We start from the raw sequence: 16,014 nt of genomic DNA, 5'->3' as shown, positions 1-16,014 counted from the left end.
AAATTATTAAGGTTTTTCGCCACCATGCAGCAGTAACAAGCGATCATAAGCTCGCTGCTGTTCTCGCTCGTTGAGTGCCAAATGATAGGTCTGGGTATGAGTCGCCAGAGAATGACCCATTTGTTTAGCGGCTAGCGACGCATCTAGCCCAAAACTCATAGCCCGAATCGCCCAGGCGTGACGCAAGTCGTAAGCACAGAAATCAGCAGGCGATCTCGCAAAGAATTTACAAACGCGAGCGCCGTAATCCGCGTGACACGCGCCAGTGACGGAAGGTCGCTTAATAGTTGCTAAGTCCCATTGTTCTGCCCATTCGGGGCGTAGCGGCCAGCATTGCCGATACCCGGTTTTACCCTCCAACACCTGAGCGATCGGAAACTTGCTCAGGTCAAGGTAGAAAGCTTCGTGGTCGCGCAGGCCGTAGGTCGCAAGAACCCCATAAACCCACTGCCATTGGGGATTCTCGATCTGTTCAAAAATTCTTGCTATCTCTTCATCAGAGGGAAGCTGTCGGGGTTGCACTTTTGTTGGCGAGTAATTCCCGATCAGCGCGTTCAAGTCAATTTCAATGCCAGCAAATTCCGCAAGCTGGCGGAATGCCAAGCAAAATCGGCGGCGTTGCCTGGTGTTTGGTGTCGTTTTGGCGATCACATCAAGGAACACATCGACAGAAAGAACCTGATCGGCAGGCAACTGATTAAATGGGCGAGAATAGTCCGTTTGCCAAGTGGTGGCCGAAACAGCAGCTCGCTTGCTTTGCTCAAACTTCCCAAGCCAATCGCCGATCGTCTCTGATGTCTGTGGAACTTTGTGATCGTACAAATCCCAGCTAAATTCCTTAGCATCCCGAAGATATCCCAGCTTGCGAGCTTCCTTTTCTGCCAGCGATACACCGGCAGGATTTGCCTGAATCTTCAAAGCAATTTGCTGCTGAGAAAGAGACGACTTGCCGGAGCCTGGTCGAGGTGGCAAGCTAGCCTGAAGGTAAAGGCGATCGCCCCGCTGGAGGATACTGACGCCGATTTTGCTTGCCTTCAACCGGCCGTTAGCTTGGTTGAGCTTTGCCGAAATTTGCATTGCATTAAATTTGCATTACTTTCTGCGATTCATTATGCACGATTAAACATGGTTTACAATTTGTAATAACGTTCAAAACCTTGCCATTTAAGCGTTTTAGCGATACAGAAAATACTAAAAATTAAGGCGGCACCCAGATTTGAACTGGGGGTGGAGGTTTTGCAGACCTCTGCCTTACCACTTGGCTATGCCGCCGTCACGTCTGAAATTTGACGTTTTCTTATAGTACACCAAATCTCGAAAATTTTAACATACCTGTCAAAAATTTCGTAAAGCGCAGCTATCCCGTAGGGAATCGCCCTTTTTTCCCACACCTCCAAAACCCATCCGAGGCTATTCTAGAATTACATCGATCGCCCGCAACACCAGCCATGACACCAGTTTCTCCCCTACTCGTCGCCCAAATCACCGACACCCACTTGTTTGCAGAGATCGATCGAGAATGGAAAGGCCTCTCAACAACCCGCACCCTCCAAGCAGTTCTCGATCGCCTGCAACAGATACAGCCGCCGCCCGACTTACTCCTACTCACAGGCGACTTGTCGCAAGACGAAACACCCGAATCATACCAGCGCCTCGTCTCCCTCATCGCCCCCCTCGGAATTCCCGCCTACTGGATACCTGGGAACCACGACAACATCCCAGTCATGGCAGAAATCTTAAATCAGTCGCCTCTTTCCCCAGAAAAATCATGGATGCTAGGAAACTGGCAATTTCTATTACTTTCGAGTGTGGAAGCCGGATGCGACGGCGGGCGGCTTTCTCCAGAAAGCTTGCATTGGCTCGACTCTCAACTGCAAGAAACGGGCGATCGACCTGTTATCATTGCCTTGCACCATCATCCTTTGCCGATCGACTCTGAAATAATGGATGGAATGATGCTGCAGAATGCCGATGAATTTTTAGCAATTGTCGATCGATATCCTCAAATCAAAATCGTTCTTTGCGGCCACATTCACCAAGAATTTCAACAACAGCGGGGCTCAGTTACCTACTTGGGGACACCCAGCACCTGCATCCAACTTTTACCGAAAAGTCATCCGATTATCCTTGATGAAATCCCCCCGGGATTTAGATTGCTTGAATTGGCGATCGACGGTACTTGGAACACCAGAGTTGAGCGAGTTGCTGCAAAGTCGCCACCAAATTAATATTTTTTAGTCTGCCTAAAATTAGTATCAAATTTACATTCTGTTGTCAATACATCAACAGATAGATTTTTTTTAGCAGCCCCATCTTTTATGATATTTATTAACCATAGATTGCAGACATACGTAAACTAGCGAGCTACGAACATAAATGTCGATCGCAATTTAAAAAAACAGGAAAAACTAAATATATGTCTCAACTCAATGGCGTGATGATGCAGTATTTCCACTGGTACAGCCCCGACGACGGCAGCCTGTGGAATCAGCTAGCGAAATCTGCAAAAGATTTAGCCAAAATAGGGGTTACATCCCTGTGGTTGCCACCCGCCTATAAAGGAACTGGCGGCGGTATGGATGTAGGTTACGGCGTCTACGACTTATTCGATTTAGGCGAGTTCGACCAAAAAGGGTCGGTACGCACGAAATACGGCACAAAAGATGAGTATTTGGCCGCGATTAAAGCTGCCCAAGATGCAGGAATTCGGATTTATGCCGATGTTGTCTTCAACCACAAATTAGGTGCCGATGCAGAAGAAGAAGCCGAAGCCACACCCTTCAATCCCGACAACCGGAATGACACCGTAGGCGAATATCAAAAAATCAAAGCTTGGACGCATTTTACCTTCCCCGGACGCGACAAAAAATATTCTAGTATGGAGTGGCATTGGTGGCATTTTGACGCCATTGATTACAATGTTTACAACACAGAAACCCATGCCGTTTACTTGCTAAAAGGCAAAGAATTCGATGGAGGAGTAGACTTAGAAAAAGGTAATTTTGACTACCTCATGGGTTGCGATTTAGATATGGACAACCCAGAAGTCAGCGGGGAGTTAAAATACTGGGGTGAGTGGTATGTCGATACAACAAACGTTGACGGCTTTCGCTTCGATGCCGTCAAACACGTTAAAGCAGAATTTTTCCAAGAATGGTTGGAACACGTTCGCCACTATGCCCAACGCGACCTATTTGCCGTCGGTGAATATTGGTCTTACGAAGTGGAAGCTTTGCACTACTTCATCCAAGCAACGGATGGTAAAGTCTCCTTATTTGACGCCCCCCTCCATTACAACTTCCACGCTGCTAGCAAAGCCGGCAATAGCTACGACTTGCGAACAATTTTTGATAACACCCTCGTCCAACAGCAACCAACCCTCGCTGTTACCTTGGTTGACAACCATGATTCTCAACCATTACAATCCCTAGAATCTGTTGTCGAGGCTTGGTTTAAACCTCTTGCCTATGCTTTAATCTTGCTGCGAAGCGAAGGATATCCGTGCATTTTTTACCCGGATTATTACGGCGCTAACTATAAGGATACAGCAAACGATGGCAACGAATACGAGATTTGGTTAGACAAACATCAGTTTATTCTCGATAAATTCTTGTTCGCGCGCCAAACTTATTCCTACGGCAATCAGTACGATTACTTCGACCACGCCAATACCCTTGGCTGGACGCGACTCGGAGATGAAGAACATCCGGGCGGCATGGCTGTGGTACTCAGTAACGGAGGCGATGGCACCAAGTTTATGGAAGTCGGACAACCGAATCGAACTTATATTGACATCACCGAACACATCAAAGAACCAATCACAACTAATGATGATGGTTGGGCTGATTTTCGGTGTAACGCCGGTTCTGTTTCGGTCTGGGTGCCGCAGCCGTAAGGACTACGTTAAAATTGACGTAATCCTCTGCCTAAAGTAGGGTGTGCACTGCACACCTTACCGCTATAATTAGTACCTTAAACCACTTTTAACTTTCATGATTTTGATGACGGAAACTTGTTTGTAGTGAGGACAAAACTGCTCCTTCTAGTATTATTTTTATGATCTGCGATCGCGCGAAAAAATATTAATCTAAAAAAATATGAAACTTTCAGAAAAAGTTGCCGTTATTACCGGCGGTGGCTCGGGAATTGGTCATGCAGCAGCAATTTTAATGGCCAAGGAAGGCGCAAAAGTTGCTATTATCGATCACATTTTGGAAACGGGGCAAGAAACCGTCCGCCAGTTGGTCAAGGAAGGAGGCTGCGGGCTGGCTATTGCCGCAGATGTTGGAGATTCTCAGCAAATGCAAAAAGCGTTTCAAACAATTTTTGATGAATATCAAAGAATAGATATTTTGTTTGCAAATGCGGGTATTAACGGTGTATGGTCGCCGATAGAGGAGATAGAACCAGATGAGTGGGATCGGACAATTAACACCAACCTCAGAGGAACATTTTTGGCTGTTAAGTATGCTGTTCCTCATCTGAAAAAACAAGGAGGTTCAATTGTAATTACATCCTCGATTAATGGCACCAGAAGTTTCAGGAAAGTTGGTGCCACGGCCTACGCTTGTTCAAAAGCTGCCCAAGTAGCCTTTGCCAAAATGCTGGCGCTAGAACTCGCAGCCTGCCAAATTAGAGTCAATGTGATCTGTCCGGGCGGGGTGCTGACTGCCATTGAGGAAAGCACTGTTAAGCGCCATCTCGATCGCATTCCAGTTGCCCCTGATTCCATTCAAGATATGATTCCTTTGACTGATAATACCGCCGGTTCTAGCGAAGAAGTCGCCCAATTAGTGTTATTTCTGGTATCACATTCCTCCAGCTTCATCACAGGTACTGAAGTCTGGATTGATGGTGGCGGTTCTTTGATTTAAAATCTCAATAGTTTATTTTTATTACTCGGCGGTTGAAACGGATTCTACACAAACGAAGTCGCAGCAGAGGGGCACTTAAGAAATAAGAATTTCTAATGACTAACTCTCCATTGTTGAACAGCAGTTTGCAATGTCTGCGGCAGCCACTTATCGTACTGAGGATAAACAGGCAAACGCTGCACAAGTTGCCATCCCGATGTTGCTAAAATTTCTGTTAAAGTTTGGTGTTGCAGGTGAGGATAATCGGGATTAACTTCATCCCGTGGCCCAATTCCTCCTAAATCTCTAGCACCTGCGTCTAAACAAGCCAGCAATATGTCTGGCTGTGCAACTAAATTCGGGGGAATTTGCAGCCTGATTTCAAATGGTAAAATGCTGCGGGCGATCGCAATTACTTCGGGCATTTTTGTAGCATCAAAAACTTCACCGTCCCAACTTTGCTGATTTCCCGGACTGTGTGGCTGGAGGATAACTTCTTGAATGTGATTGTAACGCAAATGAATCCGGGCGATCGCCTCTAATGTCTCCACCCAATCGGCCTCACTTTCCCCAATTCCCAGCAGCAAACCAGTTGTAAACGGAATCTTCAATTCCCCAGCCCATTCTAACTGTTGCAGCCGCAGCGCCGGCACTTTACTCGGTGCGTGCCGGTGAACAGTTTGTAACAAATGTGGCGCAAGCTGTTCTAGCATCAGCCCCATCGATACATTTACCTCTTTTAACTGTGCCATCTCCTCAAAGCTGAGCGGCCCCACATTAGTATGCGGCAAAAATCCCAGAGCAAGTGCGAGTTCGCACAAATCGTAAATCCGCTGCAACCAAGCTTTTCGCCGTTGACTGTGAGGGTGTACCTCGCCGCTGAGGATCAGAATTTCAATTACACCTTGAGTTTGCAGGAACTTGAGCTGTTTTTCGGCTTCTGGTAGCGTCAGCCAAGGACTTAGCAGGGGTTCTGCCCGAAAATTGCAATAGGTGCAGCGGTTAAAACACTCGTAAGTGGGAACCAGAGTATAAGCAGGGCTGTAGGTGACGGTGCGGGACATTCCTTGGGACTTTTATCGATCGGACTTACGCAACAACATATATCTGTGCAGTGCGAGTTTTGCGGTTGGCGATCGCAACCGTTCATCTATCTTAACACTGACGCAAGTCCGGAATCTCGTTGCCCAGGTAGATTATGAGTATTCTTCATTTGTGGGCGATCGTCCACAAATTCTGCATTCTGCTTTTAAACTCCTTATACAGCAAGCCTTATGGCTTTTAAAAAGCATAATTTATGACACCTATAAGAAAAACTGTTCTTAAAAGGCCTTTACAAACTGAAATAAAAGCTTTATGTTTATTTACATGGCGGAACACAAAGCCGTCACGAACATTGAAAACCAAATAAAGCAATCATAAACAAATGACAACAACCTTACAGCAACGCGAAAGCGCCAATGTCTGGGAACGCTTTTGTGAGTGGGTCACAAGCACAGACAACCGCATTTATGTAGGTTGGTTTGGCGTCTTGATGATTCCTACCCTCCTGAGCGCCACCATCTGCTACATCATCGCCTTCATCGCTGCCCCTCCAGTGGACATCGACGGCATCCGCGAACCAGTAGCAGGTTCCTTAATGTACGGTAACAACATCATCACAGGTGCAGTTGTTCCCTCCTCCAACGCCATTGGTCTTCACTTCTACCCAATCTGGGAAGCAGCTTCCCTCGATGAGTGGTTGTACAACGGCGGCCCTTACCAATTGGTAATTTTCCACTTCCTGATCGGTGTATTTTGCTACATGGGTCGTGAATGGGAACTGTCCTACCGCTTAGGTATGCGTCCTTGGATCTGCGTCGCTTACTCTGCACCAGTTGCAGCAGCAACCGCAGTATTCTTGATCTACCCAATTGGACAAGGTTCATTCTCTGACGGTATGCCCTTGGGTATCTCCGGCACATTCAACTTCATGATCGTGTTCCAAGCCGAGCACAACATCCTGATGCACCCGTTCCACATGTTGGGAGTTGCTGGTGTCTTCGGTGGTTCTTTGTTCTCCGCCATGCACGGTTCTCTCGTTACTTCTTCCTTGGTTCGTGAAACAACCGAAACCGAATCGCAAAACTACGGTTACAAATTCGGTCAAGAAGAAGAAACCTACAACATCGTCGCAGCCCACGGCTACTTCGGTCGTTTGATTTTCCAATACGCTTCATTCAACAACAGCCGTTCCTTGCACTTCTTGTTAGGTGCATGGCCAGTAGTCGGCATCTGGTTTACCGCTTTGGGTATCTCCACGATGGCTTTCAACTTGAACGGTTTCAACTTCAACCAATCGATTATCGACTCTCAAGGTCGCGTTATCAACACTTGGGCTGATGTCATCAACCGCGCTAACTTGGGTATGGAAGTAATGCACGAGCGCAATGCTCACAACTTCCCTCTCGACTTGGCTGCTAGTGAAGTCACCCCAGTAGCAATGGTTGCTCCTTCTATCAACGGCTAAGTTTTAGTTTTTGATTAACAAAAAGCGCTCCTAGAAATAGGGGCGCTTTTTGTTTTTTGTTTGGGGAAAAATATTTTTCAGACAGTCATGGACCCATGGACCCGCCGGCGAAGACACCGCAACTACAAAAATAAACAGTTCGCGATCGCACTCCTATCAAAGAAACCGGCTTTTTTACCGAATCTAGGGGCTGCAACCCATCTTTTCATAAAAAACCCGGTTTCTGACCACCCGTGCGTCCTCGACTAATATTGATAAGTGCGATCGCCCTTGAATTCAACATAAATAATCCCCATGATATTTGAAACCGAGAGATTAGTTTTGAAACCGATTGTGGAGAGCGACCTCAACACGCTTCATAAAATTTTTATCGATGCCTATGTGAGGAGATATCTGTGCGACGGCGAAATCTGGTCGCTACAAAAGGTTGAAGAAATGCTTGCCGAAAACAAAAAGCTGTTTGTCCAAAAGCAATTCGGTATGTGGTTTATCGAAACTAAGAGCGATCGAGAAACTATTGGATTTGTTGGTTTGTGGTATTTTTTTGAAGAAGAACAGCCCCAGTTAGTTTACGCACTGCTGCCGAAAGCACTTAAAAAAGGTTACGCTACTGAAGCATCAACCAAAATATTGGATTATGGTTTTGATGAACTGGGCTTTAACTATCTTGTCGCAAGTTGCGATCGCCCAAACATTGAGTCGCAAAAAGTCGCAGAAAGACTCGGGATGAGGCAAGTAGAAGAAAGAATTATGGATGGAAATCCGATATTATTCTTTAGAATCGATAAGTATTGACATCCTCCCCGGCGTAAACGGTCGGGGATTCTAAACATCACTGTTTAGGCTTCCTCTTTCCACGACTCGACTTACATTGAGGAGTTACCTCACCAATGCAGCGGTCGATGTCTCCAGAGGCGTTTAACGTTTCCGTGTGCCCCACGGTACGAAGTCCTAACTCAAGTATGTTGATTGCTGCATTCGAGTCACGTAAGAGTACAACACCGCAGTGCTGACAGCGGTGCGTTCTTTGACTCAAAGACTTTTTAACAACTTCTCCACAGTTAGAACAATTTTGCGAAGTGTAGTGCGGAGGCACAGCGACTGTTACCACTCCAAACACTTTGCCAAAATATTCCAACCATTGCCGGAAATTAGACCATGCAGCATCAGAAATAGATTTAGCTAGCTTTCTATTTTTGACCATATTTCGCACCTGCAAATCTTCATAGGCAACCAAGTCGCTAGACTGGATTACGCATCTTGCCAATTTCACGGCAAAATCTTTACGTTGTCTACTTACTTTGAGGTGCTTTCTACTTAATCGGTTTCTTGCTTTGGCTTTATTTTTGGAGCCTTTTTTTGTTCTCGAAAGACGCCGATTCAGTCGTTTGAGAGCTTTCTCGGACTTTCTCAGATGACGCGGATTCTCAATTGTTTGACCGTCTGAATCTGTGTAGAAGTGAGTCAAACCAACGTCCAAACCTAGTGTTTTACCAGTTGGTGTTCTCTTTTCTAACCTCTCTTGGTCTATCAAAAACTGCACATAGTAACCGTCAGCCCTACGAACTACCCGGACTCGCTTAATCTGCTTTAATTGATAGAAGTGTAGGTCGCGAGTTCCCCACAGCTTAAAGCTTCCGGCTTCAAAACCATCAGTGAAAGTGATAGTACGTCTATCGAACGATAATTTATAACCTGTTGTTTTATATTCAACAGAGCCGTGGGTCTGATGTTTCTTAAAGCGCGGAAAGCCTTTTTTCCCTGGTTTGCTTTTTTTGCAGTTGTCGTAGAACCGCGCAATTGCAGACCAAGCTCTTTCAGCAGAAGCCTGACGCGCTTGCGAGTTGAGTTTAGCGGCCCAGGGAAATTCTTTGGCCAGGACAGCGCAGTAGGCACTTAACTCGTACTTGCCGATTCCCAAGTTGTCGAGCCAGTATCTGAGACAACTATTGCGAACAAAGCGAGCAGTGCGGATGGCTTCGTCTAGCCTCTCGTACTGCTGCTGCGTTCCCTCAAGTTTTGCCTCAAATACCAACATAGTTACGCCTGTCGTGTTAGCGTAAGTATAGCACAGAAAGCGGTCCTACAAGGACGGGGCTTTAAACCCAATTATTTTGGTAAGCGCGCAATGCACAAATGGCTTTCGGTGGTGGGGATTGGCGAAGATGGACTTTCGGGGCTCGGCCCGATCGCCTCTACCCTCCTCTCTCAATCTCAAGTCGTTGTTGGTGGCGCCCGTCACCTAGCAATGCTACCAACCGACGACACCCGCGAAAAATTGGTTTGGGCATCGCCTTTGCAGACAACAGTTGACGACATCCTCCGCCGCCGGGGACAGTCTGTGTGCGTGCTCGCAAGCGGCGATCCGATGTGTCACGGCATCGGCGTCACGCTGTCGCGCAAAATTCCCATTTCGGAAATGACTGTGATTCCTGCGGCATCGGCTTTTAGTCTTGCTTGCGCCCGTTTGGGTTGGCCGCTGGCCCAAGTTGAGACTTTCAGTTTGACAAATCGCCCGATCGCATCGATCGCACTTGCTTTCTTCCCCGGCGCGCGCTTGCTGGTGTTGAGCGCTGACAGACACACGCCGACCCAAGTTGCCCAATTGTTAACGCAGCGGGGGTTTGGCAGCAGTTTGATGACCGTGTTCGAGCGGATGGGAGGGAACTCGGAACGGCGGCTGGAGGGGGTAGCAGCAGCCTGGAATGAATCGGATTTGGCTGATTTGAATACGATCGCGATCGCAGTTGCAGCCGATCGACAAACTCTTATCCTCCCCCGAACTGCGGGTTTGCCGGATGTTGCATATCACCACGACGGACAACTTACCAAGCGAGAGGTTAGAGCCGTTACTCTGTCAGCGTTAGCACCGATTCCCGGAGAGTTGCTTTGGGATGTGGGTGCGGGCTGCGGCTCGATCGCGATCGAATGGATGCGGAGTCATCCCCGATGCAGGGCGATCGCGATCGAACGCCATCCGACTCGATTGCAATACATCGCTGAAAATGCCTCGAATTTCGGCGTTCCCGAACTCGAAATCGTTGCGGGAGAAGCGCCGGAAGCCCTGACAAATTTGCCTCAACCGAATGCTATTTTCATAGGCGGCGGTGTCACTGCAGAAGCTGTGCTGGAAACTTGCTGGAATGCTTTAGGTGAGGGCGGCCGATTAGTTGTTAATGCCGTGACAGTTGAGAGCGAGTTTAAAGTTTTGCAATGGCACGATCGTTATGGCGGGGAACTAATTAGAATTGCGATTCAGCGAGTAGGGGCGATCGGTTCTTTTCAGGGTTGGAAACCGCTTGCACCGGTGACTCAGTGGGCGGTAGTTAAAACCTAAAAGCCGATTCTTGCCTAGAAAGCTATGATAAATAAAGATATTATTGTCCTACTTTTGGCACAATTAACGGTTGATTATCAAAACACTAAATCCGAGCGCAAAGAGATATCTCAGAGGTATCTTGGTTCCGAAGAAGATTTATCGTTTTTGGAGGAGCTTGAGTTAGTGACAGTTAGCATTCGCGGTTATGCTAGTCAGATTGAGGCTAGCGCGGGAGTTGATAACCGGGAGGAAGCGATCGCAAATTTACATCAGCTTAGGGTGTTCGATCGTTCTGCGATTGCTGAGTTTTATGCTGAAACGCGATCGGGCTATCTTCAAATGCGATCGTATATCCGAATGCTAGACTATTTGCGGTTGCTCGTTTTGGAATATTTGCAGATGGAATAGAGATCCAGATAAGTTAGTTTACCAGACAACGTAGCCACCTCGACGATCGGCAATTTCTTGCTCTAACTCCACTTCATTGAGCAGTTTCATACCGTTGGCGATCGCCCGTTGGCGAAGTTTCCACAGGGTTTGACCGAGTTGTGTTTTGGGGGTAAATTCAGGTGAAGATTTGAGCGCTAGAGCTTGGGTAAACTGAAGGACTTTTGCGCGATCGGCGGGGGCAAGTTCGCGCCAGTATTGTAGGAGGATTTCTTCGGGAGGCATGGAAACTTTTTGGGCGTAACTCTATAATTTATTTTACTCTTTTACAATCGATCGGGTCAATGCCATTGGCGATAATAATCTAGTTTATGCCCATAATCTTTGAACAGCATAAGCATCAAACATTTCCTCGTGGCTGACTAAATAGGCATCTTCTGTCCACTACGCTAAGATGAAGGCAGGTTTACATTGTCTTATGAGGTCGTTATGACCAGTTCGCTATCATCTACAAGCCTTTCTCGCTATGTCACCCGCAATCCTGAAGTTTTGCAGGGGGAACCGATTATTGCAGACACTCAAGTTACGGTACGGGATATTGTGGTGTTTTGGAAATCAGGAATAAAGCCTGAAGAAATTCCACAGAAGTTACTGCAACTCGTGACGGCAGCTCAAGTGTTTGATGCGATTAGCTTTTATCTGGACAATCAGCCAGAAATAGACGATCGGATTGCTTGGTATGAGGCGCGTCCGATGTTGAATGTTTCACCTCTTTTGAGATGTAACCCGTTGTTGAATGAAGTCACGGAATATGTTCAGACCTATCGCCAAGATCGAAATGCTGATATCGATTTTCCTGAGTCTGAGACCCTATGAATCAATATATTCTCGATACCGACCATCTCACACTCTTGCAACACTCTAATCCACTCATATTGCAACGTTTTGAAACTCTCCATATTAGCGATGTTGCTATTACTGTCATCAATGTTGAGGAATTGATTCAGGGCTGGTTCAATGCAATTCGTCAAGCTTCGCAACCCGGACAGAAGCAACGCTTAACTTGGGCTTATGTGGGTTTGAGATCGGCTGTTAAATTTCTCAACGATTTTCTAGTTCTGGATTTTACCGAGTCAGCTTGCGAGCAATATTTGGCGCTGCGCCGTCAGGGAATACGAATTGGGACACAAGATTTGCGGATTGCGTCCATTGCTTTGGTTAATAACTCAATTTTAGTGACGCGAAATCGACAAGATTTTGCACAAGTCCCAGGACTGGTTTTGGAGGATTGGACATAACAATTGCCAAGCCAAGCTTATCCGGCATTTCCAACTTCTGCGAGATGCCAGAAAGTCATCCCATTTTCAGTATGACTGAGCAAAATCCCCAAATCTTCCAGGCTTTCCAGACAGTCGAGAATGACTTTTTGTTTGCGGCTGGCTGCTTTGAAGTGGGCGGTGACTTGGGCGGCTGTCCATTCGCCGCTTTGGGTGCGGAATAAGTCGCGGATGGCGGAAAGTTGCTCTTTGAGGGTTTTGGGGAAGGGTTGTTGTTCCGTGGGGGCGATAGAGGTTTCGGTTTCCGTGGTGATACCTGCAAGGGATGGTTGCACGTAGGTTTCGCCGGGGGCTTGGTAGTCGGGACGTAGCCAGCGAATCAGTCCGTTGCGTTCTTCCTCGGCGCGTTGGGCGTTGAGGGTGACGAGGTTTTCCAGGATTTGGTCGTCGGTGAGGGTGGATTCCCAACCATAGGCGGCAAATACGGCGGCATCGAGTTCGTCGTGGATTTGTTTGAGGGTGGAGACTAGGGCTTTTTGGTTGAAGGCTTTGTCTTTGTCGTTGAGGGGTTCGCTTTGGCGGAGTTTTTCGAGGAGGTTGTACATCGCGGTGATGGTGACTTCGGGGTGAGTGGCTTGGACTCGTTTGCGGTGGCTATCGAGGCGTTCTCCGAGTTCTCGGATGGTTTGTTTTTGGGTGTCGGTGGGGTCGGGGAAGGGGAAGGGGTCGAAGCAAACGGAGTTGTTGTATCGGATATTACCAATATAAACACCCATTGACCCACCATTTGCTAAACACCACTTTGCATGAATTTGACTGGAGAGAACACCCAAGTGATAAGCATCTCCAAGTGCAATCATAATCACTTCACTTTCTGGAAAAACATCTATCTCTAAAAATGTGAAAAATCTGTGCTTTGTCGTTCGTGGTGTAGCAATGTACCGTTCTAGTGTATTGATGGCAGGTCTAATTTTGGCTCGCGCCTCAGCAAAAATCCACCAATTATCTCTATATGCCTTTCGGTTATTCGTGCTTCTCTCCGGTTTTACCCTTTCAAGTATCCATTGATAAATGTCTTGATATCGAGATCTGACCTCTAGTTCTGTTAGTCCAAATAGATCAATTATGAAAAGATCTGATTTAGATTGGATCAAATCTCGTCCATTGCGATAATGTTTAATAACTGATGGTAGACTCGTTGAATAACCCAGAAGTTTTAGCTGTTGCTGATTGATTATAAACCCTTGACTAGCTAACATCATGCCTTTGGAAGATAAATTTTGATTTGCTCTAAGTTTCTGAGTGCTGCTCACGTTAGCACCTGAATCTAAATTGCTGAGTATTCGATCGACATGAATCAAGTTAATCCTCAGATTCTGGGCGATCTCTTCAGGTATTCCCACTTCCGTTTCATGCAAGACATATCCGATTTGGGCTGTGGCATGATGACAAGTTTTGAGTTCAGCGGCTGTCATGGCAATGCGTACGGCGGCACCTTCCTGATCCCAAGGATGATCGGCAATCGCAAAAAATAGGTTGAGTGGATTTTTAGAAGCTTGTAAGTGAACATCAATTATCTTTCTTTGCCAAACCTGTCGAATGCTATTGGTTGTAATTAAACCAAATCTCCTGATGTGTCCTTGGCGAACCAGAGTGGCAGCTTTGTGCCACCAATACATCACAAAATCAACTGTATCGGGCACATCTGTATAGACTTTCCGCAACGTTTCTGCATATCCATCTCCTAACCGTTCCCGCATTCTCGCATTGCCAATAAACGGCGGATTCGACACAATATAATCGGCTTCCTGCCACTCTGCCGCCCTCGGATTCAAATACCGATAAATCGTCACTTGGTTTGTCCCATCGGGAATATCTTCCCCCGTCACCGGACTTTTCATCATCCGTCCGCCCCAGCGAGTTCTCACCTTCCCCGCCGCATCCACATCCGGTTCCCTCCCGTCATCGGCCAACACTGCATCCCGGCATTCAATATTGTTGTACTCCCGCAACACCGGTTCGATCGGCGGAATATCGCCAAACCGCCGAAAATGCCACTGCAAATACCCAATCCAAATCACCAAATCCGCGATCGCCGCCGCCCTAGGATTGATCTCAATTCCCAAAAACTGACTCGGATTAACTTGAGCAATATCTAACCGCAACTGCGCCGATCCGGTGACATCCTCCAAGCGCCGCAACACCTCCGATTCCAACCCCTTCAACAAATCCAACGTTACATACAGGAAATTACCCGATCCGCACGCCGGATCGAGAATCTTTACCTGTTGTAACTCCGTCAGAAATGCCTCTAAAACTAATGTCGCCTTTTTCCTTTGATTTGCAGTCGGTTCCGATTCTCCGGCGTTCAGCAACTGTTTAACCTCCGCTTGTACCGCAATCCAGCGATCGCCCAAAGGCTCCATCACCACAGGTTTTACCAACCGTTCCACATACGATCGCGGCGTATAATGAGCCCCCAACTTACTCCGTTCCCTTGAATCCAGCGCCCTTTCCAACAACGTCCCAAAAATCGCCGGTTCCACATTGCACCAATCCCGCTTCGCCGCCTGCAACAATACCTCCAACTGCGCCTTTGTCAGCGCAAACGCCTGCGACTCCGCAAACAATCCGCCATTAAACCGCAACAGTTTGCCATGAAAACCAAAACTCGTCCCCTCATTCATCGCCTCCCACAGCGCCTCTACTTCCGGCTTAAAAGTCTTCGGATTGAGAATCCACCGCGTTTCCAGCGCCTGCGTAAACAAATGTTCTTTGAGTAACCCCACATCCTCAGCAAACATGGTGAAAATACAGCGCATCAAAAACTGGGCGACTTGCTGCGGATCGACATTCGCCTCCATCCGCTTCGCCAACTCTGCCAAATCCGCCGCTACTTCCCGCGTCACCCGCGCCGCAATCTTCTCTGGATTGCGCTGTTGCGGATTGCTAAAAATATCGACAAACAAATCGAAAACATCGGCTTTCTGCAACTCGATTAGCCCGATTTCTCGCCGCGCCCCATAGCCGCCGTAATCGCCGCTAAAACCCATCCACAATTCAAAATGGTCGCCAATATCGCAAGTTAACAAAAACGGCGGTTTGCTGCTGAGACTGCGGGTATAGGCGATCGCCTGCACAAACGCTTTTTCCATCTCTCGCAAATAGGTATTTGTCCCCCGCTTGGCCGTTCCTTTTTTACCCGTTGTTCCGCCCTGTTTTGCCTCTATTAAAAAATGCTCGGCTTTGTAAAAATCAACAAACCCCGGAGTCACTTTCCCGCTGGGGTGAAAGATTTTGACATCTTTATCAAAGCAGTAGGGATCGTTGGGAATTCTGCCTTTATCAAAAGGGCGATCGACTCCCAGGGCATCGCACATTTCGGCAAAAAACAACTGGTAGTTTGCCCGTTCGTTACCGCTAGAACCTGCCCAGCGCGTAATGAATGTTTCCACACGCGTGCGATCGGCTTCATTCATGCTTCAATCCTGCTGCTTGCTTTTTCCTGATTCTATACTTCGATCGGTTTGAATTGGCGATTTATCTTGCGATTGTGGTTGGAAACTCCAGGCACCGATTACCCAGTGGGCAGCAGTTAAGAGGTAAAATAATCCAGAATCTTCTATTTAGAAACACTTTGGCGAGATTTGAGTTCATAGTAGATGGCCC

14 protein-coding genes and 1 tRNA gene are annotated in these 16,014 nt (G+C 47.2%); 9 read left to right on the top strand and 6 right to left on the bottom strand.

All coding sequences use genetic code 11. The annotated features are described in order from the left end of the window. Nucleotides 1-6: 6 nt before the first annotated feature. On the bottom strand, nt 7-1,077 hold the full coding sequence (locus QUA77_RS14320; RefSeq protein ID WP_333450717.1) for a site-specific recombinase: 1,071 nt from the start codon (nt 1,075-1,077) through the stop codon (nt 7-9). A 124-nt stretch (nt 1,078-1,201) separates the two neighbouring features. Further along, nucleotides 1,202-1,272 (bottom strand) — tRNA-Cys (locus tag QUA77_RS14315). Between the two features lie 14 nt (nt 1,273-1,286). On the opposite strand from QUA77_RS14315, the gene cpdA reads away from it, so the two are divergent. The 3 genes from cpdA to QUA77_RS14300 all read left to right on the top strand — a co-directional run bounded on the left by cpdA (nt 1,287) and on the right by QUA77_RS14300 (nt 4,874). Beyond that, nucleotides 1,287-2,228: a 3',5'-cyclic-AMP phosphodiesterase gene (gene cpdA, locus QUA77_RS14310; protein ID WP_333041472.1), complete on the top strand. Its 942-nt coding sequence runs from the start codon at nt 1,287-1,289 to the stop codon at nt 2,226-2,228. Between the two features lie 188 nt (nt 2,229-2,416). After that, complete coding sequence (locus tag QUA77_RS14305) at nt 2,417-3,895, top strand: alpha-amylase (protein ID WP_333041471.1); 1,479 nt, start codon at nt 2,417-2,419, stop codon at nt 3,893-3,895. Between the two features lie 202 nt (nt 3,896-4,097). Further along, nucleotides 4,098-4,874 (top strand): SDR family NAD(P)-dependent oxidoreductase, encoded by a 777-nt coding sequence (locus QUA77_RS14300; RefSeq protein WP_333041470.1) that lies wholly within the window; start codon nt 4,098-4,100, stop codon nt 4,872-4,874. 92 nt (nt 4,875-4,966) lie between these two features. Here the strand turns inward: QUA77_RS14300 and cofG are convergent, their stop codons facing one another. After that, nucleotides 4,967-5,917, bottom strand: coding sequence for a 7,8-didemethyl-8-hydroxy-5-deazariboflavin synthase subunit CofG (cofG, locus tag QUA77_RS14295; RefSeq protein ID WP_333041469.1), 951 nt, complete (start codon nt 5,915-5,917; stop codon nt 4,967-4,969). A gap of 362 nt (nt 5,918-6,279) precedes the next feature. Here cofG and psbA point away from each other — a divergent pair, with 362 nt between their 5' ends. Together psbA and QUA77_RS14285 are read left to right on the top strand one after the other, a co-directional pair. Next, on the top strand, nt 6,280-7,362 hold the full coding sequence (gene psbA, locus QUA77_RS14290) for a photosystem II q(b) protein (RefSeq protein ID WP_333148960.1): 1,083 nt from the start codon (nt 6,280-6,282) through the stop codon (nt 7,360-7,362). 294 nt (nt 7,363-7,656) lie between these two features. Then, nucleotides 7,657-8,157: a GNAT family N-acetyltransferase gene (locus QUA77_RS14285; protein ID WP_333043050.1), complete on the top strand. Its 501-nt coding sequence runs from the start codon at nt 7,657-7,659 to the stop codon at nt 8,155-8,157. Between the two features lie 37 nt (nt 8,158-8,194). Here the strand turns inward: QUA77_RS14285 and QUA77_RS14280 are convergent, their stop codons facing one another. Then, entirely contained in the window at nt 8,195-9,400 is a 1,206-nt protein-coding gene (locus tag QUA77_RS14280) for a transposase (protein WP_333043048.1), read from the bottom strand. A gap of 90 nt (nt 9,401-9,490) precedes the next feature. Between QUA77_RS14280 and cbiE the strand changes: the two genes are divergently transcribed. Both cbiE and QUA77_RS14270 read left to right on the top strand, forming a co-directional pair. Then, complete coding sequence (gene cbiE, locus QUA77_RS14275) at nt 9,491-10,699, top strand: precorrin-6y C5,15-methyltransferase (decarboxylating) subunit CbiE (protein WP_333043046.1); 1,209 nt, start codon at nt 9,491-9,493, stop codon at nt 10,697-10,699. A gap of 24 nt (nt 10,700-10,723) precedes the next feature. Then, nucleotides 10,724-11,089, top strand: coding sequence for a hypothetical protein (locus tag QUA77_RS14270; protein ID WP_333043044.1), 366 nt, complete (start codon nt 10,724-10,726; stop codon nt 11,087-11,089). Nucleotides 11,090-11,107: 18 nt separating this feature from the next. Here QUA77_RS14270 and QUA77_RS14265 read toward each other — a convergent pair whose 3' ends face one another. Beyond that, nucleotides 11,108-11,353, bottom strand: a complete 246-nt coding sequence (locus QUA77_RS14265; protein WP_333043043.1) for a hypothetical protein — start codon at nt 11,351-11,353, stop codon at nt 11,108-11,110. A gap of 204 nt (nt 11,354-11,557) precedes the next feature. Here QUA77_RS14265 and QUA77_RS14260 point away from each other — a divergent pair, with 204 nt between their 5' ends. Continuing rightward, nucleotides 11,558-11,944, top strand: a complete 387-nt coding sequence (locus tag QUA77_RS14260) for a DUF433 domain-containing protein (RefSeq protein ID WP_333043041.1) — start codon at nt 11,558-11,560, stop codon at nt 11,942-11,944. Further along, nucleotides 11,941-12,366 (top strand): type II toxin-antitoxin system VapC family toxin, encoded by a 426-nt coding sequence (locus QUA77_RS14255; RefSeq protein WP_333245264.1) that lies wholly within the window; start codon nt 11,941-11,943, stop codon nt 12,364-12,366. Before QUA77_RS14260 ends, QUA77_RS14255 begins: the two co-directional genes overlap by 4 nt. Nucleotides 12,367-12,383: 17 nt before the next feature. On the opposite strand, the gene QUA77_RS14250 is transcribed toward QUA77_RS14255, so the two are convergent. Beyond that, on the bottom strand, nt 12,384-15,824 hold the full coding sequence (locus QUA77_RS14250; RefSeq protein WP_333450714.1) for a DNA methyltransferase: 3,441 nt from the start codon (nt 15,822-15,824) through the stop codon (nt 12,384-12,386). Nucleotides 15,825-16,014: the final 190 nt, after the last annotated feature.

The organism is Microcoleus sp. K5-D4 (assembly GCF_036704575.1).
GTDB lineage: Bacteria > Cyanobacteriota > Cyanobacteriia > Cyanobacteriales > Microcoleaceae > Microcoleus.
The sequence above is the reverse complement of the archived record's forward strand: the minus strand, read 5'-3'. Positions and strand labels throughout refer to the sequence as shown.